A 19,284-nucleotide genomic window follows, 5' to 3' on the forward strand; every position below is an offset into this window, starting at 1 on the left:
AGCCGAGGGCGATTTGGTGGGCGGCGTTGCCTTCGGGGATGCGGACGGCGTTGCTGTACCAGCGTTTGATGGAGGAGTGTCCGAGTTTGAGGGCGAGTCCTCGGCGTTCGGCTTCGGCGAGCAGGGCTAGTCGGGATGCGGCGACGCTGGTTTCGGTGGTGTGGATGCGCGCGAGTGCGGTCACGATGTCCTGGTCGGACAGCGTGTGTGCTGTGGTGAAGCCCCCAACTTCTTCCATGCCGGGGAAGGTACAACCCGCCACCGACAAAAACCGTCTCCCCGCGTGCACTGTTTGCAAATTCCCGAAGCGGGGCATTCACCGGTTCATGAAGGTCGCGGTGTTCGTATGCGCTGTCGCAGCAGTGATCGGCTCGTTCATCGGTTCGGGGGCATGGGTCGGCACGCCCATCGCGGAGGCCGCGGGTGGTGCCCTCAGCGCGACGTCGACTCTGGTGGCACCGTCTGCGTCGGCTTTCTCGATCTGGACGGTCATCTATGTCGGCTTCATCGCATATGCCGTGTGGCAATTCTTCGCGGGTCAGCGGCAAGAAGCGTTGCGTCTGCCCATCGCGGTGTCGATGCTGCTCAACGCGGCGTGGATTCTGTCGATTCAGGCAGGCCTGCTGTGGTTGAGCGTGGTGACCATTTTCGCTCTGCTGGCTGTCCTCGTGAGAGTCTTCGTTCTGACGCAGCGCACCAGGCCGGAGAGCATGCTCGATGCAGTGGTCACCGACGGCACGATGGGGCTGTACCTCGGGTGGGTCTGCGTCGCGACGATTGCCAACGTCACCGCATGGCTTGTGGATCTCGGTTACACCACGGGGGCGACGTTCTGGGCTGTCGCAGTTGTCGTTGTTGCCGCGTTGGTCGGCGTCGGGCTTGCCACGTATTCCCGCGGCGCGATCGCTCCAGGTCTCGCTGTCGTCTGGGGGCTGATGTGGATAGCGCAGGGGCGGCTCGCGGGTGAGTTGGACAACGCGACGGTCGGGTGGACTGCCGCCGCGGCGGCGTTGGTGGTCGGCGTGTTTACGGCGGTCGTCAGGAGCCCGCAACGGCAGCGAACGACGGTTTCCGGCTGAAGTCGCTACGCAGGAGTCCGTAGTTCTGCTCGGAGTCGGATGTGTCGGTGCCCGAGTCGCGTAGGGAATGGAGGAACACGGGCCGCTGATGACATACGAGTACATGTGCTGGCGAAACTGAAAGCCCGAGTGAGGATGTGGACGGCCTTCGAGGTGCTGTCGAGGGGGTAACAAAAACCGAAGTTTGCGCGAAGAAACCAGCGATGAACAAGAACTCACCGTGGACCGACGTTGTGGTAATCGGATCGATCCTGGTTGCAGGCATCGGTGCAGCCTGGGTGACGAACGACCCGGTGGAGCCTGACGCCGCGGTGGGTTACGTCAGCCAACCTGTCGAGTATCCGGTGGACATCCCGGGGTGCAAGACGGTCGAACCGCCGCAGGACACTGTCTTCTACGGGTACGCGACCACCGGGATGGTGGATTACGACAACCCGGCGTACCCCTGGCTGACGTCGTCCAAGGCGAACGCGATGTCTTTGGCAATCCAGGATGCGTTGCCGGCAGATGTCGAGATCGTGGTCGGATCGCGCGGCCCCTTCAGCGGCGAGCCGTTCGTCTTCCAGCCCGTTCCGGATATGGACATGTCCGAGTTCGATCCAGGCACGACCGCGGACGCCACTGTCCTTCGGAACGGCGTGGCAGGATCAGTTCGTGTGAACGTGTCCCGTCTCTACGACGGACCTGAACCGTGCCGTGCCGGCCGGCTCGACGCCCGCGAAACACTCTCCGACGGAACTATTGTCGATACCTACAACGGCTGGAATGAGTACGACGGGAAACGCGTCTACACCAACTCGGTGCGCCTCTACGCGGTGGACGGCACGCGCATCCGCGCGTCCTCATCGGATCAGGACGATGACTTCGTTCCGACCGGAATGATTCCGCTGGCGATGGAAGAGCTGCGCACCATCGTGATGCTCGACGATCTGAAGTGGTCGACACGGGTCCCGGACGGGTACCCGCTGCTGCCGATTTCATGTAACAGAGCCGGATTCAGCGACGGTCAGTTCACTGCTGCGACTGTGCGGCGAATCAACGCCGCACTCGACGGTTTCTGGCAGGCGATCGATCAGCCCGTCGTGCTGGATCGTCCGTTGGGTTCGATGCGCATTGCGTCCTCCGGCACCGCAAATGCATGCGGTGCCGTCATGGCGGGCGACGGAACTCTCACGGTCAGCGTGGCCGATGCCGGGTATTCGATGCCGTCCAGCGAGATGGACGTCCTGAGGTTGCCCGACGGTTCCGAATTTCGTAGCAGCGCTGCCGGTTCCGGCGGTTGGTCACTCGATGGACAGCCGATCACGGACGTGACGTTGGTCAAGCCGTCAGGCACGCTGGTGCTGGTGAGTATGAAGGGCGGCACTGTCGACGAGGTGCTCTTGCAGTCCATCGCGCTGGCGGTCTCCGAAGTCATTTCGTGAAGCACGAATCGACCACCACCGCTCGACCGCCCTTCCCTACGTGACGCGTTCGCGGTTGGTCAGCACGAGCGGCCCGTCCTCGGTGATGGCGATGGTGTGCTCGCTGTGTGCGGTGCGTGAGCCGTCTGCGGATCGGATGGTCCAGCCGTCGGCGTCGAAGACGATCTCGTCGGTGCCGGCGGCGAACCACGGTTCGAGTGCCAGTGTCAGACCGGGGCGCAGTTTCAGTCCTTTGCCTGCGCGCCCGGTGTTGGCCACGTGCGGGTCCTCGTGCATGGTGCGGCCGAGGCCGTGGCCGCCGAACTGGGTGTTGACGGGGTAGCCGTAGTCGGCTGCCACAGCGCCGATGGCTGCTGAGATGTCGCCGAGTCTGTTCCCGGGCACCGCGGCTGCAATGGCTGCTGCGAGTGCCTTCTGTGTGCTTTCGACGAGCCGCTCGTCTTCCGGACGTGCTCTGCCGATGATGATGGTGCGCGCGGAATCGGCAACCCACCCGTCGATGGAGACCGCGATGTCCATCGTCAGCACATCGCTGTCACGCAGTACATAGTCGTGCGGCAAACCGTGCAGCACAGCGTCGTTGACGGACAGGCAGATGACGTTGCGAAACGGACCGCGACCGAACGACGGCGAGTAGTCCCAGTAGCAGGATGTCGCGCCGCGCTGCTCGACCAGCTCCCGGGCACGCATCTCGAGATCCAGCAGATTGACTCCGGGTTTCGCGCGCTCGGTGAGATCGTCGAGAAGTTCGGCGATGAACGAGCCGGTGACGTCCATCGCCGCGATCTCGCGGGGCGTTTTCAGTTCGAGCATGTACTAGGCCTCTCTCGAATCGGTATTTAAATACCACCCTAGCGCAGGACCGGGATTTTTATACCGGTGGAAGCTAGTATGGGCGGCATGGTTCGTAACCCACTCACTGCGGAGCAGCTCACCGCCGGTAAACGGCTCGGCGAGCAACTTCGCCAGGCAAGAGGTGATCGCTCCCTCGTCGAGGTGGCCCGAGCTGCAGGTATCTCCCCGGAGACCCTGCGCAAGATCGAGACTGGACGCCTACCTACTCCCGCGTTCACCACGGTCGCCGCACTGGCTCGCGTACTGCCCCTGTCGCTGGACGGGCTTGCGGACACGTGCCTCGGTAGCGAGGAGTTTCGAAAGACTGGCTGAGACTGGCGTTTGTCAGAGCGCGCGCAGGTGTCGGTCTGGAGCTCGCGTGCTAGTTCGAGTGAGTTCATCCAGCGCCGCTTGCGACTGCGCGTCGGCTGCGCGGTAGATGATCAGCCGTAAATCGTTGTCGCCGAGGGGATTGAGAACGTCGAACGACACGGTGACGCGACCGACGGCGGGGTGGTTCATCGGTTTGAGGCCCCGAGCTCGGATGGCTACTGCGCGTGATCGCCAGTATTCCGAGAACTCGGGGCTGTTCTGCTCGAGCTCGTCGATGAGCCGAGCGAGCTGCACATCGGTGGCGTGTGATGCCCACGCTGCCCTGAGATCGGCGACCGCGCCTCGAACCACCTCGTCACGGTCCAGGTAGAAGCCCCGGAACCGATCGTCGAGGAAGCACATCCGCAGCACATTTCGCATGTGGTCCGGGCGCTCGTCCAAGTCCAGCAGCAGGGCACTCATGGCATCGTTCCAGGCCAAGATATCGAGGCGGTGGTTCAGGATCATGGCAGGCCGCGGATGTACGTCCTGCACCAACTGGGCCAGACTTCCCGGCAGCTCAGTGCGGACGGTGCGCTGCGGCGCACGATGGCCCGCGAGGGTGAAGAGGTATTCGCGTTGGTCGTCGTCGAGCCGAAGGGCAGCCGCAAGCGCGTCGGCGACGCCGGGAGATGGACGCGCGTCTCGCGCCTGTTCCAGTCGGGTCAGATAGTCGACGCTGACTCCGGCCAGCGCGGCGACTTCTTCCCGTCGCAGACCAGGGGTTCTCGACGCTCCCACGCGTGGGGGTAGGCCGACCTGGGCCGGCTGCAGCGCCTCGCGTCGGGTGCGTAGTAGTGCCGCCAGTTCTCGACGGGCCGTCGATGTCGCGTCACTCACTCCTCGAGGTTAAGCCAGTGGGCGGGGATCAGCCTGGTACAGCCTGTCCCAGGTTGAGTTCGGACTGCCTCACCTGCGTCAGGCGATGCATTGTCGATCTGCACGAACTCGTGCTCGGTGACGAAGGAGAATGCAATGACGAGTCTCGACGAATACCGACTGCTGGGGCGGTCTGGGCTGCGTGTATCACCGCTGTCGTTGGGTGCCATGACGTTCGGCGACGCCTGGGGGTGGGGCGCGGACAAGGACACCGCCCGCGAGATCTTCGAAAGCTATCTCGACGCAGGCGGCAACATGGTCGACACCGCGAACATTTACACCGACGGCCAGTCCGAGCAATTCCTCGGCGAGTTTCTGGGTGCACGTCGTGAATCGGTGGTCATCGCGACGAAGTACTCGGGCACCCGCAACCCCACCGACCCCAACGCCGGTGGCACCAACCGCAAGAGCCTTGTCGCCTCGGTGGAAGCGAGCCTGCGGAATCTGAGAACTGACTACATCGATCTGCTCTACGTTCATGCCTGGGACGGATTGACCTCGGGTGAGGAGATCATCGCGGCCCTCGGCGACCTGGTTCGCACGGGAAAGGTGCTGTATCTGGGCATTTCGGACGCCCCTGCGTGGCAGGTCGCCAGAATGCAGACCATCGCTGAATTCCGTGGCTGGGCGCCGCTGGTGGCACTGCAGGTCGAGTACAGCCTGATCGAGCGTACAACCGAGCGCGACCTGATCCCCATGGCAGCCGAACTCGGCCTCGGGGTTGTGCCGTGGGCGCCGCTTGGAGGGGGCGTCCTCACCGGCAAGTACTCGGCGGCCGACCTCGACGCACCGGACGCCGACCGGCCCGGTGGTTCGCGCCGGGATCACGCGCTTGCCAACCGAACCCTCACCGAACGTGGCTTGTCGATCGCCGATGTCGTCGTGGGTGTCGCTCAGGAATTGGGTGTACGGCCATCACACGTCGCGCTTGCGTGGACCTTGCAGAACCCGGCGGTGGTGAGCCCACTTGTGGGCGCGCGAACACCGGAACAGCTACACGAGAACCTGGCGGCTCTGGATCTCGAACTGGGTCCCGAGCACCTCGAGCGACTCGATGCCGTGAGCGCGATCGACCTGGGTTTCCCCCATGAGTTCTTGACGAGGCCGATGGTGCGTGGCGTCGTGCACGGCCGAACGGTCACCCGTCCGCGGCCGGTCGTGAGGTGGTGAAAGTCAGTGACCTGAGCTGTGGAGGAACAGGACTGCGCAGACTCGTTGTCTAGTGTTTCCTCGTTCGGGCCCGCGCTACCCCGCGACCACTCATCGAGGCGTGATCGAACCGAGGAACGACGTGGTCCAGATGGCCGAGTTGGCCGATCCTGCAGCATCGTTCGTCGGGACCAGTCCGTTGAGCGTTACCTGACCGCCGCTGAGACCGACACCGGGCTGCGGTGGCAACGTGAAGCCACAGGACTGCTGGACCGTGCCGGGCTCGATGTCCAGATCGGTACGACGGCACTGTCCGGTGGACGTGGCCGTGAGCGCAGGTGTGACCCCGAACGACGTGATGCTCAGGGACGCACCGAAGTCCGGGGACGACGGGTTCTGGTAGCAGATCGATGCGGTGGCTGCGACGTCCTCGGACGGCTCGGTGGAAGCTGCACCGGTGACCGGGTCGACCGAGACCGCGTGGATCTCGGTGGTGCGCACACCACCAGGGCAGGTGGGGGTGGCACCCGTCGACACCGAGTTCACCTCGCGTCCGACGCTGTATTTCACCGACCCGGTCGGCTGGGGCGTGCCTGGTACGGGCTCGTTCACCGGTGCGGTGCCCTCACCGAGTGTGTAGAGGGTCCACAGCGAACCGGTGCGGCCGTCGGGCAGACGCGCTGGGTTGGCGATCGAGTTGCTCGTCGCGACACCGTCGGTGACGCCCGAAGCGTTGGGGTTCACGCGCATCACACAATCGACCGCCGCACGTCCGGGCAAGCCGATCATGAACTCGAGCCCACATGGCCCGTACATCGACAGCTGACCCAGGCCAGGTGCCGTGAGTGTGCTCCACTGATCGAGGAACGCCTGGCCGTCGATGGTCAGCCCGTCGCATACGTAGATTGGTCCGACGTTCTGTGCGGTGGAGTTCTGCAGGAAGTCCGTCGACGGATCGTTGGTGAATGTGTACATCCGCGCGTCGAGTCGCTCGACCACGGTGAGCGAGCGCGGAGATCCGAAGTAGTCGTTGCACGCGGCGTTGTCGGCGTCGGTGGGTCGCAGCCCGCTGTCGACGGTGCGGAAGACGCTGAAGCTGCCCGGGCCGTTGTCGATGGACCCCATGATGGTCGCCGGTGCAGGCGCGGGTGCCGGTGCTGCGGATCCTGATCCGATCGGACACAGCGCGATAGCCAGCGCAGACACCACGGCAGCTCGAACCCATTGCTTCGTCAACTGATATTCCCCCAAAAATCCGGACCCGCGCATCGGCAGGTCGACCTCACCCCTGCCGAAGACCGTAGCTCAACACGCGCCGAGAATACAGCGATCGGCGCGGGCGGGGAGTACCTCGTGATCTGTCCGAGGACCGAGTCCGCATCAGGGCTCGCAGATTCAATCCCGTTGTGGTCGAGCACAAATAGATGGTCTTCTGTTTGGGAGCCAGGCGTCTGTCGTACACCTTCGGCACCGACGGGATCACCATTGTCTCTGGCTTCAGATGAGTGTTTGCGTTCGAGCGCACTCGAAGCCATAGCTTTGCGGGCATGGAACAACGAAGCTGGATCATCACAGGCGCGTCGTCCGGATTGGGTAGGGCACTGACCGAGGCAGCGCTGGCCGCGGGGGACACCGTCGTCGCCGCCATGCGCCGGCTGGAGAGGATCGACGACCTGCTCGACGCCTATCCCCGCACGATCCTGCCCGTCGCGTTCGATGTCCGTGGCACGGCCGAAGCGTCAGGGCTTATCGGTGCGGCGATCGACCGGTTCGGCCCGGTCGACGTTCTCGTCAACAACGGTGGCGTCGGGCAGATCGGAGCCGCCGAGGAAGTCGACGACGCCGGACTGCGAAATATGCTCGAGCAGCATCTGCTTGGACCCGCTGCGCTCACGAGGGCAGTGTTGCCCGGGATGCGGCAGCGGGGTCGGGGGACGATCGTGCAGGTCAGCAGCCAAGGCGGACGCATCTCGTTCCCCGGCGCAGGTTCGTACTCGGCGGGCAAGTTTGCGCTGGAGGGGTGGTCGGAAGCGTTGGCGGGGGAGGTCGCACCGTTTGGGATACGCGTACTCGTCGTCGAACCGAGCCGCTTCCGGACAGGGTTCAACGGTGCCGACGTGCTCCAAGTCGCGGCACCGATCGACGCATATGCGGACATGCTCTCGGCACTTCGGGCCGACATGCTCGCGGTCGATGGGAAGCAGGAGGGCGATCCGGTACGTGCGGCCGAGATCATTCGAGATCTGATCACCGCCGATACTGCGCCGCTACGAATTCCACTCGGGCGCGAAGCCGTACGACGTCTGCGCGATTCCTACCGACGAAGCCTCGCCGAGCTCGAGCAGTACGCAGATGTGAGCGCTGGCGCGGACTTTCCAGGTCTTCCGGAGTCTGTCCGTCCGGTCTGAACCAGCTGAGAGGACTACCGTCTATTCATGGCTACCGTTGATTTGATGGCTAAGGCGCTGGCAGCGTTGACCGACCTCGATGCTTCGGTGACCGACGTCGTCCATAGCCTGCTCGATCCAGGTGAGGTGACCGAGCCGCTCGGGATTTCCGAAGTCGCCGAACTGCTCGACGTCTCCCCGCATACTCTGCGCTACTACGAGAGATGCGGACTGATCACCGTCGCCCGAGACGTGAACGATCACCGACGTTACGACGCCGCAGCTGTGCGACGCTTGGTCTTCCTTACGCGAATGCGATTGTCTGGCATGCCGATGCGCGATCTACAGCACTACGTCGAACTCGTCGACCGCGGCGAGGGAACCGTACCCGAAAGGCTTGACTTGCTGATCGAGCATCGCGACACCGTCCGACTGCGGATCCGCGAACTGCAACTGTCCCTGGTGGCGACCGAGTACAAAATCGCTACCTACGGGGGAGCTGCGGGGCCGTAGCTCGCCAGGACGGTATCGGCACCAGTTTGGCGAGCGAGTGGGTCGATCAGGCGCGGGTTCAGTTGCTCTCCGTGGAGGGGAGGCACGCTGCGAGGTCCTCGCGTAGGCGACGTTGCTGTTCTGGGGCCAAGGGAGCGAACAGTTGCTTCTCCACGGCACGGACCGCGATGCTGGCCTGGCGCAGGATATCCAGCCCGTCCTGGGTGAGTTCGCTCGGTAGCGCGCGCCCGTAAGGGGCCTGATCGGGCCGGGTGAGCAGGCCGCGCTCCTGTAGTCGGCGCAGGACCAGGTTCATGGACTGTCGGGTCACGAAGGCGCGGCGGGCCAGTTCGGAGTTGGACAGTCCAGGGTCTTGCCCGAGCAGTTCGAGGCAGGCGTACTGGGGGACGGTCAGGTCCAGGGGGCGCAGTGTCTCGTCCATCGCAGTGCGCAGCGAGGCATGCACCTGCTTGAGGACGTAGCCCACTGAGAGCTCCAGTTCCCCGACTGGCTCTTGATTCATGTCAGCAGTTTGACATACAGTCGATGTCAACACACTGACATCAGGAGGTAGGGTTATGGTCGGCAACGTCACGTATTTCGAGGTCCCCAGTAGCGATATCGAAGCGACCCAGCGGTTCTGGGGTTCGCTGTTCGGCTGGACCTTCCGCGGGGGCAACCTTCCGGGCTACTCGATGATCGACGGTCCTACGCCGATGGGTGGGGCGCCCCACGAGGATTCGTCGCGGCACCCACGGATCTACTTCGCCGTGGAAGACATCCACGCCGCTGTAGCGCGGGTGCGCGAACTAGGTGGTATCGCTGAGGATCCCGTGGCAATTCCGTCCGGAGCGTTCGCTCACTGTGTCGATGATCAGGGCGTAGAGTTCAGCCTCTCCCAAGAGCCGGGAGAACAGGCTTGAGTCGGGCGACACTCGAATGAGCACCGACATGTGAGGTCGGATCTGCCCGACGTGGCCGGATAGCGTACGTGTCGTACCGTTGGTACATACGCTGAGAAGCGCCGGATGGCCGCGGGCAGTGGGGAGATCGAGAATGACCTACGCAGTGCTTGCGCTTCTGCTTGCTCTCGTGTTCCACACCCAAGCGGCCCGTAGCGCAGCGCGGCAGAACGACGGCAGCATCTTGCCGCACGTGACGGGCCCGTATCGAGTCAGGCCGGCCAAGCGGGCACGCCAAGCGCAGACCGCTGGGTGGCTGCTGAGCATCTACGCAGCATTGAGAATCGCCGATTCTTTCTGGCTGACCCAACCGTGGCTCAGTATGGGAATTGCGATTGCTGTCATTGTCGTAGTCAATGGGGCGCCGAGCCTGTTCATCACCATTGTCCACAACCGGAAGCTTCAGCCGCAGGGGTAGGCGTTTGCAACGGACCGGGTTGCACGACGTCGCATCCGATCGACGGAATGCCGTCGCAATCGAACGATTCTGTGCACTGGGTTCCGCGCGGTCCTCGAGGAGGGCTGGTCGACGCGGATCGCCCCGCCTTCGACAGCGGACCAGAAGGTACGCTTTGAGAATGAGCGTGCGAATCGGGGTCGCAGTTGCACTGCTCCTCGCTGCCGTGGGCTTGAATCTGGTGTGTGCAGTTCGGTTGTCCGCCTTGAATCGAGGACACAAGCTGCCGGTGTTCACTGCCCGCTATGCGGTAAAACCGTCGATGCGGGTGATGGCGTATCGAGGGGCCGGTGCGGGGTGCGCAGGAATGGGCGCTGCCGTCCTGATGGATGGGCCGTGGGACCTCGAACTTGTGCATCGCATGCTTTTCGCCGGGCTTGCGAGTGGGACGGCGGTACTGCTTCCCGCCCTGGTGGTCAGCGTTGCGCACAACCGTGCTGTCCGTGCCGAAACGATCGAATTCCCTTGATGAATGGCGCTTCACACAGCAGCAGGCGTCGCGGATGCCTCGGGTCGCCTGCTGTACTCCTTTGCCGTCTGCAGGGATCAGTAGATGCGCCGCGCCCGGTTGTTGTTTGTACTCATCGTTATTGGCGTATAGACGGGGTGCTCGGACAATTCGCCACCGGTCCCCGACCCCGCGATCGTCTCGTTTCAAGACGGATGGAAAGCAATTGGCGTACATCCGAGGTGCCTCGATCGCCGTTCTGGATCTCGACACAGACGAAACGCGAATCATGTATGAGGGCGGCGCATCCCAGCCCGTCTACCCGCCGGATGGGTCCACCATTGCGTTCATGAGCGGCGGCAGCATCAGCCTCATGAACACCGATGGGTCCGACGTTCGGGTAATCGCGCAGGAGGAAGCAGCGTTGATGGAGGCTTCCTCGCCAGACGGATCGCGAGTGCTCTACACCGTCGGCGGCTACATCCTCGAAGTGCCGGTCACGGGCGGCGAATCGGAGGTGCTGTTGCGGGACGAATTCTGGAACGCCGACCCGGTGTACTCGCCCGACGGGTCCACCCTGCTGTTCTCGAGCAATCGAGGCGGCAACAACGGGTCCGAAACCTACTCGATGCCTGCCGGTGGTGGCGAGATCACACCGTTGACCGAAACGTACTCCGTGCATCCGGCGTTCACGCCCGACGGCTCCCGCATCGTTTACACCAGGGCAACGACGCTGGCCGGGGAGTTGGTCACCGACATCAGCACTCCCAGCAGCCCAGAACTAGCAACGATGGCGCCTGACGGGTCCGATCAGAAACGGCTGACGCCGCGGTCGATCAGTGCCCAGATGCCCAGCGTCGGCGGTGGGCAGTAGTGGGAAGGCCAGCAGCCATGCAGCTGATTCCCGAGCGTTCAGTAGCAAGAGGTATCAGGCCTGGGCGATTGACACTGCCATCGAAAACTCGGAGGCGAACGACCTCGTGCCGGTGCGATGATGGCCGGGTGATCGAAGCCCCTTCCATCCTGCAATTCCAGCGACTGGCCCAATCCGCACCGTGGCGTTGGAAATCGGTCGAGTTCGTGTGCGCGCCTACACACGGCAATGCTTCCGTCCGCGCGTGGATTCGTCGACCAGGTGCGATGCGAGTGGAAGCGCATGACGGGACGGTCCTGGAGACATACCGCGCTACGAAGCCGTTCGACGGTGCGATGACGAAGTCCGGTGACGGCACCCCTCGATGAGCTGAGTTCAGCATTCACCGACCAGTGGCCCTCGAGTTCCACCGTCTCGCCCACCGCTGATCCATCTCCCTCTTCCGTCCCTACCCCTGCAGACGGTAATGATGGGAACGGTGGGCGGAGTGTGGCCATCGGTGCCGTTGCCGTAATCGTGTTCGTTGGCGGCATCGGTTCAGCTCTGATCGTGCGCCGGAAACGTCGGTAGTTCGTTCCCAAGGCTGAAGGCAGAGCCAGGTCAGGCGGCAAATCCTACGAATCGCCGAACAGCTGGTTCACGTGGTAGTCGACCACCACTGTTGCCTGGGCTGCACTGCGCTGTCCGACGAGGATGCTGTTCCCCAGTCCGTTGACGATGGTGACGAGTTTGGTGGCTTCGATGTCAGCGTCCACGCCTGCAGTCAGTTCGCCTGCCGCGGCGGCGCGGTGCAATTCCTCGGCGAGTTGTTGTTCCAGATTGTTTACGCCACTGACAAAGGGCTGCTCGGCTATCGCCGGGTCGGTCATCGCGAGCACCGCGTACGACATTCCGACCAGATGGAAGGCCCGGCTGGCGTCATCGCTCGGAAGTGCTTCCAGTAGGAATGCTTCGACCAATGCGCGCGCCGGGACGGGCTCGCCCAGACCGGCGAGTCGACGTTGCCAGCGTTCCTGGCTGAGATCTTCGAGGTGCTTCAGCGCGCCGATCAGTAGCTGCTCCTTGTTGACGAAATAGTACTGCACCAGTCGCAGCGAGACTTCGGCCTCGGCGGCCACCGACCTCATGGTGACTGCGTGCAACCCGTCTCGGCTGGCGACGCGGACCAACGCGTCGGCGATCTCTGCGCGTCGTGCGGAATGGTCGGGTTGTCGTGGCACAGTCGGGTTCCTTTCGTTGCCATCTCGACCTTGTCACCGCTTGATACGTTTGTATATGGTACGTCTGTATCATGGCCGGGACGAGGTGACATGACGCGGTCTTCAATTCGAGACGCCAACTCGACGGTGATCCTTCTCGTGGTCTGCGCCGCCCAATTCATGGTGGTGCTCGATGTTTCGGTGGTGAATGTTGGGCTGCCGTCCATCCGCGACGCGCTGAAACTCGACGAGTCCGATCTGCAGTGGATCGTCAACGCCTACGCGCTGACGTTCGCCGGCTTCCTTCTGCTGGGCGGCAGATTGGCAGACCTCTACGGGCATCGCCGAACGTTTCTTGCTGGGCTGCTGCTGTTTTCGGGAGCCAGTCTCGTCGGCGGGTTGGCCGACTCGGGTCACCTGCTTGTCGGTGCACGCGCCCTTCAAGGGCTTGGTGCCGCAGTTCTCGCCCCCGCCACGCTGACGATCCTCAACACCCGCTTCCTGGACGGCCCTGCGCGAACCCGCGCATTGGCAACATGGACGGCCGTGGGCATCGCGGGTGGGACGGCGGGCAACCTTGCGGGAGGGGTGCTCACGGAGTTTCTGACGTGGCGTTCGATCCTGCTGATCAACGTCCCCATCGGTGTCGTGGGCGCGCTGATGGCGCTGCGCTACGTTCCCCCTGGGAAGGTCCGGTCGATGCGGCCTCGACTCGACGTGCCCGGCGCCATTCTGGCAACGGGTGGACTCGGCGCGCTGGCGTTCGGGGTTGCACAGGCGGCGCGTCTCGGCTGGGGCTCACCGGTAACGCTCGGCTGCATGGCCTCGGGAGCGGTAGCGTTGGCCGCCTTCGTTGTGGTGGAAACACGGACAGTCAACGTCCCTTTGATCCCAATGCGCCTGTTCCGGAACAGATCCGTGGTGATCGGCAACGGAGTGATGCTGTTCGCCGGGGCCTGTCTGAATCCGATGTGGTTCTTCTTGACGCTGTCGATGCAGAACATACTGCACTACAGCCCACTTCAGACTGGACTCGCATTTCTTCCCCATACGATCGTCGCTATCGCGGTCGGAATGGGCGCCACACCCTGGTTGATGCGCCGAATCGACGGACGCGTACTCATCTCGGCCGGATCGCTGATCGCCGCCCTGGGATTCTGGTGGCAGGCACATCTCGAAACTGGAAGCGGCTACCTCCTCGGAATCCTCCTGCCTGCTGTGGTTTTCAGCATCGGCAGCGGATTGCTCAACACGCCAATCACCGCCGCTGTCCTGTCGGGCGTCGACGATGACGACGCCGGGGCGGCGTCAGGACTGATGAACACCACCAAGCAGGTCGGTGGCGCGCTGGGATTGGCAGTACTGGTCACCTTGTCGTCAACGAGCCCGACGGTCCTCGACGGCTACAACCGGGCGTTCATCCTCATCGCGGTCGTCATGGGGATCGTCGCGTTCATGGCTCTTGCTCTTCCGTCGCATCGGGATCGCGCGTGAAGTGCTGATCGCCTGCCATATCGGTCGCCTTGTCGTACCGTTAGGTATGTTCGGCTCCCGCGGCAACGCCCCAGACACGCGCGGACCGCGTTGCACGAAGTCGTATCCGGTCGACGGAATCCCGTCGAAATCGAACGATTCTGTGCACTGGGGTCCGCGCGGTCCGTGAGGTGGGGCTGGTCGACGCGGGCCTGATCCCTTGGTTATGGTCTCCCGCATCGACACGTCACAGATCCACCTCATCGACTCCCGACACGTCTGGCATCCGTACGGGGGCTTCCCCTCGACGACATCGCCGCTGGTGGTGGACAGTGCCCAAGGCGTCCGGCTGACGCTGTCCGATGGGCGCGAGCTCGTCGACGGCATGAGCTCGTGGTGGGCCGCGATCCACGGCTACCGGCACCCCGTGCTCGACGCAGCGGCGCACGCGCAGCTCGGGCGGATGAGTCACGTCATGTTCGGCGGGCTCACCCACGAACCTGCCGCGCGCCTCGCCGAGCTCCTCGTGCAGATCACTCCCGACGGCCTCGACAAGGTCTTCTTCGCCGATTCCGGATCGGTCTCGGTGGAAGTCGCCATCAAGATGAGCATTCAGTACTGGCGTAGCCGGGGGAAGCCAGGTAAGAGCCGGTTGTTGACGTGGCGGGGCGGTTATCACGGTGACACGTTCGCGCCGATGAGCATCTGCGATCCCGACGGCGGAATGCACTCGCTGTGGTCAGAGGTGTTGACTCGTCAGATCTTTGCGCCGGCGCCTCCCCGAGACTTCGACACTGACTATGTGCGGGACTTCGAGGGCATTCTCGCGGCGCACGCCGATGAGATCGCAGCAATCGTCGTCGAACCCATCGTTCAGGGCGCGGGTGGAATGCGATTCCACGACGCCGCCTATCTCGCCGAGCTGCGCCGGATGGCCGACGCGCACGACGTGCTGCTGGTGTTCGACGAGATCGCGACCGGCTTCGGCCGCACGGGCGCGTTGTTCGCCTCCGATCATGCCGGCGTCACCCCGGACGTGATGTGCGTCGGGAAGGCGCTGACCGGCGGCTACATGACCCTCGCCGCCACGCTGTGCACCGCGCAGGTCGCGGAGGTGATCAGTGCGGGGGCCGGCGGTGGTCTCATGCACGGCCCCACGTTCATGGGCAATCCGCTGGCTTGCGCGGTTGCGGTCGCAGCGATCGAGCTCCTGCTCAGCCGCGATTGGCAGGGTGAAGTGGCAAACATCGAACGACGGCTGCGCGACGGTTTGGCCGGGGTCCAGTCGCTGCCGGGCGTCGCCGACGTGCGGGTGTTGGGCGGCATCGGCGTCGTCGAGATGAAGCAACCCGTCGACATGCAACGGGCCACCGACGCGGCCGTCGGCGAGGGTGTCTGGCTGCGTCCCTTTGGGAAATTGGTGTACGCGATGCCGCCCTACATCTGCTCTGACCAGGACCTCGACCGAATCGCCGCGGCAATGAGAGCAGTCGCATCACAGACTTGAACACCGTTCAAGTAGGGTCGTGTGCGTGCACACTCTCGACTGGTTGACCGACGCCGCGGAACAGCGCGCTGCTCGCGGACTGCACCGAACGCTGCGCAGTCGATCGAACGCGGTCATCGACCTCGCCTCCAACGACTACCTTGGGCTGGGTGACAACCCGGAGGTGCAGGACGCCGCCTGCGCTGCCGTCCGCCGATGGGGTGTCGGCGCGACGGGGTCCAGGCTCGTCACGGGAACCACCGAACTGCACCTCGCGCTGGAGTCCGAACTCGCGTCCTTCGTCGGCGCAGAATCGGGTCTGGTGTTCTCCTCCGGCTACACCGCCAATCTCGGTGTCGTGGCCGCGATGTCAGGTCGTGGGTCACTCGTGCTGTCCGATTCGGCCTCTCATGCCTCACTCGTGGACGCCTGCCGGCTCTCTCGCGCCGACGTCGAGGTCTACGACCGGCGGGATCTCGCCTCGGTCTCCCGGTTCCTGAGCGTACGGACCCAGGAACGCGCGCTTGTCGTCACCGACTCGGTATTCAGTGCCGACGGAGATCTCGCGCCGCTGCGCGAACTACACATGCTGTGCCGACGCCACTCCGCGCTCCTCGTAGTCGACGAAGCGCACGGTGTCGGCGTCCGAGGCGCGGGTGGTCGCGGACTCGTCCACGAACTGGGCTTGGCTGGTGAGCCTGACATCCTGATCACCGCGACCCTGTCCAAATCCCTTGCGGCGCAGGGTGGGGTAGTCCTTGGCCCGAGCGTCGTTCGTGATCACCTGATCGATACCGCGCGTCCTTTCATCTTCGACACTGGTCTTGCTCCTGCCGCGGTGGGTGCTGCTCGTGCCGCGTTGGCCGTGCTCGAAAGGGAACCCGAGCGTGCACAGGCGGTGCGTGACAACGCCGCTCGCCTCGCCTCGATCGTCGGCGTCGACAAGCCTGAGTCGGCCGTCGTCTCGGTCGTTCTCGGCGACGCCGAACGCGCGTACGACGCTGCGCAGGAAGCGTTTCGGCGGGGGGTCCACGTGGGCTGCTTCCGTCCGCCGTCGGTGCCGCAAGGTACGTCCAGACTGCGGCTCACCGCCCGAGCCACGTTGACCGAGCGCGATCTCGAGACGGTCGAAGACGTGCTCGGATCCATCCTTCGAGGCGTCCCCGCGTGACCATACTCGTCGTGACGGGCACGTCCACCGACGTCGGAAAGACAATCGCGACAGCAGCACTCGCCGCAGCAGCCATGAAGATGGGTGCGACGGTAGCTGTGGCCAAACCCGCACAGACAGGCGTCGCCGATGGTGAACCGGGCGACCTCGCCGAGATCCAGCGTCGGTCTGGCGTCGTCGATTTGCGAGAGTCGGCGCGCTACCCCGACCCACTTGCACCCGATGTGGCGGCGCGTCGTGCGTCGATGCCGCTGCTCACTCTCGAGACGGTTCTCGACGATATTCGTTCTCTGACGGCCGATCTGGTGCTCGTGGAAGGAGCGGGCGGTCTGCTCGTACGACTAGGCGAGGACGGGTTCACCCTGGCCGATGTCGCACGTGAGCTGGATGCGCCCGTGGTCGTCGTTTGTGCGGCTGGGCTCGGCACGCTCAACCATGCTGCGTTGACCACCCTCGCCTTGGCCTCGGCCGGGCTCGTGTGTGCCGGACTGATCATCGGATCCTGGCCTGCCGAGCCAGATCTCGCGGCACGAACCAACCTCGATCAGCTGAGTGTGGTCACGGGTGCGCCGTTGATTGGGCGGCTGCCAGAGGGGGCGGGCACTATGACGCGTGCCGAGTTCATTGCTGCCGCCCCCAGTTGGCTCGATCGGCAAGCCATGAAAGGTATTCTCTCTGCGTGGTGAGTCGCTGTGAACTGGGTCGGTAAAGAACTGAGTGTCGCGTTGCTCCTCGGGGCAGGCACTGGTGTGGTGATGATGTGGCCGACCTTGCTCGCCGGAAGCTGGGGAGCGCTATGGCTGGCCGTTGTCTTCGGTGGGCCTATCGGCCTACTGGTCGGATTCGCGGCGGTCGGTGGCGGGAAATACGCTCAGCGCCTCGATCTCTGGTGGCCGGCACGCTCCGCGCAGCGATGGCGTCACCGCTTTGCCGGATGTTCTGCGGCCGCCGTACTGCTGCTGGTCGCTGCCGCGATGGGATGGGCAATCGCCCTCCCGTCCAATTTTTCCGCAGGTGGAGCCCCGATTCCGTGGATTGTACTGACGGTGATCGTAGTGGTGAGCTACGTATGCTCGTATCTCCTTTCGCCTGCTCAGCCGCGTGAGACTCTCACTCCTGCTGCCGATCCGACCGCGCCAACAACGCCGCCGACCACTGCCGTCGCGAGCGGCAGCGCCACCCACAGGGAGACAGGAAGCTGATCGTCGGGCACGGGTGACAAGTCCCAGAAACCGGCACCGCTGAACGTCGCCGGTACGTCCGACGGAAAGAGCGGACCCGGTAGTTCACCCTCCGAGTCGGAGACGTAAAGCGCTTCCCCGGGGATGTCTGGCTCGTTTATCGCCCACACGCCCGCGGCGACGAGTCCCAGCAGGGCCCCGAACGCGGTAGTCAATGCCGTCAGTCGAATCTTGTCCTTTGTCACCCGGTTACTTTCGGATACGTGGCTGGGGCGGGCGTGGGATTTGTGCACAGTATCGACACCAGTCGACGGGATGATTCCGCTGATCTCGGACGATATCGTGCAACGGCGTCCGCTCGAGGTTGGAGAACGTGCAATCTCGACGGTATCGTTGCCGATATGACAATGCAGAAAGGCGCATGACAGCCGCCACGACGGTGCGCAGAGCGCTGCGCCCCCGCCATGTACATTTCGCCGCGAACTACCTGTGGATCGTCGACGAAACTCAGCCGGTTGCCGTACTCCTCGAGCCAGACACTCACGAGGTTCAAAAAATCGTCGATTGGTCCGCGCTGCCGGCGAGGCCACCCGGCACGCGAGCAGGCGAAATCGTTTCCGACGACCACGGGTTGTGGGTTCAGAGTCACTCCGAAGGCCCGCTCGTTCGGGTAACGCCCAATGGCATCGAGCACGCTGAATATACCGAGCATCACGTTCTCTTGTGTGCGGGACCGACCGGCGCCTGGGCCGTGTCCTTACCCCACAAGCGCAACGACGTCGCGCGAACGCGAGACACTCCACCGCAGCGGAATCCTGTGCCTCGGCCGGAATTGCTACTCGCCCCACCTGGGGGCGGCGTCCGACTCTTCCGGGTCGAGGATTTATTGGCTGCAGTGGATTTCGACGAAGCAGCACTGATACTCGGCGTCGAGCACGCACCCTGGACGCGGGTACCACGCACCTCGGATCGAGGTAAGATCGTCCCCGACGAGTACGTCCTGCAGTACAGCAGGTCGTGGTTGCGAGTGCCCTTCGATCAGCCCATTCCCGACGTGATCACCCGTCGGAAGTATCGCGGGCGTCATCGCGTTCACATACGGTGCCAGCGTGGGCTTTCGCGGAAAAGCGCTGTACCTCGACTACTACGGCGAAGAGGTATCCGACCGAGTGAAGGCCGATCCATTGCTGCGCGCAGAGGCGAACAGAGCATTCACGGTGTGGTGCCTTGCGACCGCAATGCTGCTTGTGGCGCCGATAGCCTGGATCTTCTCGGACTTCCATCGCGACAGAAGCGTCTGGGAGTTGATCGGTTTGGCTGCCTACGTCTTTCTGGCTGTGATCGTCGGGGGTTATCCGCTCGAAAAGATCAAGAACCTGTGATGGGGCTCGTTGTTTGCCGGATCAACGTCACCGTA

General features: G+C 63.9%; 21 protein-coding genes and 1 pseudogene. 15 read left to right on the plus strand and 7 right to left on the minus strand.

The features are described from left to right. Positions 1–238: pseudogene (locus J1M86_RS24175) on the minus strand (hypothetical protein); the annotation flags it as partial. Between the two features lie 88 nt (positions 239–326). On the opposite strand from J1M86_RS24175, the gene J1M86_RS24180 reads away from it, so the two are divergent. Continuing rightward, positions 327–1,079 carry a TspO/MBR family protein gene (locus J1M86_RS24180; RefSeq protein WP_206511665.1) on the plus strand — a complete coding sequence of 251 codons (753 nt, stop codon included), beginning with the start codon at positions 327–329 and terminating at the stop codon, positions 1,077–1,079. A 203-nt stretch (positions 1,080–1,282) separates the two neighbouring features. Then, on the plus strand, positions 1,283–2,503 hold the full coding sequence (locus J1M86_RS24185; protein WP_206511666.1) for a hypothetical protein: 1,221 nt from the start codon (positions 1,283–1,285) through the stop codon (positions 2,501–2,503). Between the two features lie 36 nt (positions 2,504–2,539). Here J1M86_RS24185 and map read toward each other — a convergent pair whose 3' ends face one another. Further along, positions 2,540–3,316 carry a type I methionyl aminopeptidase gene (map, locus tag J1M86_RS24190; RefSeq protein WP_075838065.1) on the minus strand — a complete coding sequence of 259 codons (777 nt, stop codon included), beginning with the start codon at positions 3,314–3,316 and terminating at the stop codon, positions 2,540–2,542. Positions 3,317–3,403: 87 nt separating this feature from the next. Here map and J1M86_RS24195 point away from each other — a divergent pair, with 87 nt between their 5' ends. Beyond that, a complete protein-coding gene (locus J1M86_RS24195) occupies positions 3,404–3,670 on the plus strand; it encodes a helix-turn-helix domain-containing protein (RefSeq protein ID WP_075838161.1) in 267 nt (88 codons plus the stop codon). Positions 3,671–3,682: 12 nt separating this feature from the next. Here J1M86_RS24195 and J1M86_RS24200 read toward each other — a convergent pair whose 3' ends face one another. Beyond that, on the minus strand, positions 3,683–4,549 hold the full coding sequence (locus J1M86_RS24200; RefSeq protein WP_206511667.1) for a helix-turn-helix transcriptional regulator: 867 nt from the start codon (positions 4,547–4,549) through the stop codon (positions 3,683–3,685). A 135-nt stretch (positions 4,550–4,684) separates the two neighbouring features. Between J1M86_RS24200 and J1M86_RS24205 the strand changes: the two genes are divergently transcribed. After that, positions 4,685–5,758 (plus strand): aldo/keto reductase, encoded by a 1,074-nt coding sequence (locus J1M86_RS24205; RefSeq protein WP_206511669.1) that lies wholly within the window; start codon positions 4,685–4,687, stop codon positions 5,756–5,758. Between the two features lie 90 nt (positions 5,759–5,848). Here the strand turns inward: J1M86_RS24205 and J1M86_RS24210 are convergent, their stop codons facing one another. Then, entirely contained in the window at positions 5,849–6,973 is a 1,125-nt protein-coding gene (locus J1M86_RS24210) for a hypothetical protein (protein ID WP_206511670.1), read from the minus strand. A 311-nt stretch (positions 6,974–7,284) separates the two neighbouring features. Here J1M86_RS24210 and J1M86_RS24215 point away from each other — a divergent pair, with 311 nt between their 5' ends. After that, complete coding sequence (locus tag J1M86_RS24215; protein WP_206511671.1) at positions 7,285–8,145, plus strand: SDR family NAD(P)-dependent oxidoreductase; 861 nt, start codon at positions 7,285–7,287, stop codon at positions 8,143–8,145. Between the two features lie 27 nt (positions 8,146–8,172). Then, entirely contained in the window at positions 8,173–8,637 is a 465-nt protein-coding gene (locus J1M86_RS24220) for a MerR family transcriptional regulator (protein WP_075838068.1), read from the plus strand. A 58-nt stretch (positions 8,638–8,695) separates the two neighbouring features. Here J1M86_RS24220 and J1M86_RS24225 read toward each other — a convergent pair whose 3' ends face one another. Beyond that, positions 8,696–9,139, minus strand: a complete 444-nt coding sequence (locus tag J1M86_RS24225; protein ID WP_206511672.1) for a MarR family winged helix-turn-helix transcriptional regulator — start codon at positions 9,137–9,139, stop codon at positions 8,696–8,698. A 55-nt stretch (positions 9,140–9,194) separates the two neighbouring features. On the opposite strand from J1M86_RS24225, the gene J1M86_RS24230 reads away from it, so the two are divergent. The 4 genes from J1M86_RS24230 (at position 9,195) to J1M86_RS24245 (ending at position 11,357) form a co-directional block, all read left to right on the plus strand. Beyond that, a complete protein-coding gene (locus J1M86_RS24230; RefSeq protein WP_206511673.1) occupies positions 9,195–9,539 on the plus strand; it encodes a VOC family protein in 345 nt (114 codons plus the stop codon). Between the two features lie 133 nt (positions 9,540–9,672). Beyond that, entirely contained in the window at positions 9,673–9,996 is a 324-nt protein-coding gene (locus J1M86_RS24235; RefSeq protein WP_206511675.1) for a hypothetical protein, read from the plus strand. A gap of 160 nt (positions 9,997–10,156) precedes the next feature. Further along, entirely contained in the window at positions 10,157–10,504 is a 348-nt protein-coding gene (locus J1M86_RS24240) for a hypothetical protein (RefSeq protein ID WP_206511676.1), read from the plus strand. A gap of 205 nt (positions 10,505–10,709) precedes the next feature. After that, the gene (locus J1M86_RS24245) at positions 10,710–11,357 is read left to right on the plus strand and encodes a PD40 domain-containing protein (protein ID WP_206511678.1); all 648 of its coding nucleotides are present in this window, start codon (positions 10,710–10,712) and stop codon (positions 11,355–11,357) included. Positions 11,358–11,971: 614 nt separating this feature from the next. On the opposite strand, the gene J1M86_RS24250 is transcribed toward J1M86_RS24245, so the two are convergent. After that, positions 11,972–12,577, minus strand: a complete 606-nt coding sequence (locus tag J1M86_RS24250; RefSeq protein WP_206511679.1) for a TetR/AcrR family transcriptional regulator — start codon at positions 12,575–12,577, stop codon at positions 11,972–11,974. A gap of 90 nt (positions 12,578–12,667) precedes the next feature. On the opposite strand from J1M86_RS24250, the gene J1M86_RS24255 reads away from it, so the two are divergent. The 4 genes from J1M86_RS24255 to bioD all read left to right on the plus strand — a co-directional run bounded on the left by J1M86_RS24255 (position 12,668) and on the right by bioD (position 17,372). Further along, on the plus strand, positions 12,668–14,050 hold the full coding sequence (locus J1M86_RS24255; RefSeq protein WP_206511680.1) for an MFS transporter: 1,383 nt from the start codon (positions 12,668–12,670) through the stop codon (positions 14,048–14,050). Between the two features lie 205 nt (positions 14,051–14,255). Then, on the plus strand, positions 14,256–15,536 hold the full coding sequence (locus tag J1M86_RS24260; RefSeq protein WP_206511681.1) for an adenosylmethionine--8-amino-7-oxononanoate transaminase: 1,281 nt from the start codon (positions 14,256–14,258) through the stop codon (positions 15,534–15,536). A 25-nt stretch (positions 15,537–15,561) separates the two neighbouring features. Beyond that, a complete protein-coding gene (locus J1M86_RS24265) occupies positions 15,562–16,686 on the plus strand; it encodes an 8-amino-7-oxononanoate synthase (protein WP_206511682.1) in 1,125 nt (374 codons plus the stop codon). Then, positions 16,683–17,372, plus strand: coding sequence for a dethiobiotin synthase (gene bioD / locus J1M86_RS24270; RefSeq protein WP_206511684.1), 690 nt, complete (start codon positions 16,683–16,685; stop codon positions 17,370–17,372). Before J1M86_RS24265 ends, bioD begins: the two co-directional genes overlap by 4 nt. Positions 17,373–17,779: 407 nt before the next feature. On the opposite strand, the gene J1M86_RS24275 is transcribed toward bioD, so the two are convergent. After that, positions 17,780–18,112, minus strand: coding sequence for a hypothetical protein (locus J1M86_RS24275; RefSeq protein ID WP_206511685.1), 333 nt, complete (start codon positions 18,110–18,112; stop codon positions 17,780–17,782). A gap of 864 nt (positions 18,113–18,976) precedes the next feature. On the opposite strand from J1M86_RS24275, the gene J1M86_RS24280 reads away from it, so the two are divergent. After that, a complete protein-coding gene (locus J1M86_RS24280) occupies positions 18,977–19,249 on the plus strand; it encodes a hypothetical protein (protein ID WP_206511686.1) in 273 nt (90 codons plus the stop codon). Positions 19,250–19,284 lie beyond the last annotated feature (35 nt).

The organism is Rhodococcus sp. KRD197 (genome assembly GCF_017168235.1).
GTDB lineage: Bacteria > Actinomycetota > Actinomycetes > Mycobacteriales > Mycobacteriaceae > Rhodococcoides.

Bases quoted from the DNA above. Each gene is read 5' to 3' on its own strand.
- J1M86_RS24180 (WP_206511665.1), top strand. From the start codon at position 327: ATGAAGGTCGCGGTGTTCGTATGCGCTGTCGCAGCAGTGATCGGCTCG.
- J1M86_RS24185 (WP_206511666.1), top strand. From the start codon at position 1,283: ATGAACAAGAACTCACCGTGGACCGACGTTGTGGTAATCGGATCGATC.
- map (WP_075838065.1), bottom strand. From the start codon at position 3,316: ATGCTCGAACTGAAAACGCCCCGCGAGATCGCGGCGATGGACGTCACC.
- J1M86_RS24195 (WP_075838161.1), top strand. From the start codon at position 3,404: ATGGTTCGTAACCCACTCACTGCGGAGCAGCTCACCGCCGGTAAACGG.
- J1M86_RS24205 (WP_206511669.1), top strand. From the start codon at position 4,685: ATGACGAGTCTCGACGAATACCGACTGCTGGGGCGGTCTGGGCTGCGT.
- J1M86_RS24215 (WP_206511671.1), top strand. From the start codon at position 7,285: ATGGAACAACGAAGCTGGATCATCACAGGCGCGTCGTCCGGATTGGGT.
- J1M86_RS24220 (WP_075838068.1), top strand. From the start codon at position 8,173: ATGGCTACCGTTGATTTGATGGCTAAGGCGCTGGCAGCGTTGACCGAC.
- J1M86_RS24225 (WP_206511672.1), bottom strand. From the start codon at position 9,139: ATGAATCAAGAGCCAGTCGGGGAACTGGAGCTCTCAGTGGGCTACGTC.
- J1M86_RS24230 (WP_206511673.1), top strand. From the start codon at position 9,195: ATGGTCGGCAACGTCACGTATTTCGAGGTCCCCAGTAGCGATATCGAA.
- J1M86_RS24235 (WP_206511675.1), top strand. From the start codon at position 9,673: ATGACCTACGCAGTGCTTGCGCTTCTGCTTGCTCTCGTGTTCCACACC.
- J1M86_RS24240 (WP_206511676.1), top strand. From the start codon at position 10,157: ATGAGCGTGCGAATCGGGGTCGCAGTTGCACTGCTCCTCGCTGCCGTG.
- J1M86_RS24255 (WP_206511680.1), top strand. From the start codon at position 12,668: ATGACGCGGTCTTCAATTCGAGACGCCAACTCGACGGTGATCCTTCTC.
- J1M86_RS24260 (WP_206511681.1), top strand. From the start codon at position 14,256: ATGGTCTCCCGCATCGACACGTCACAGATCCACCTCATCGACTCCCGA.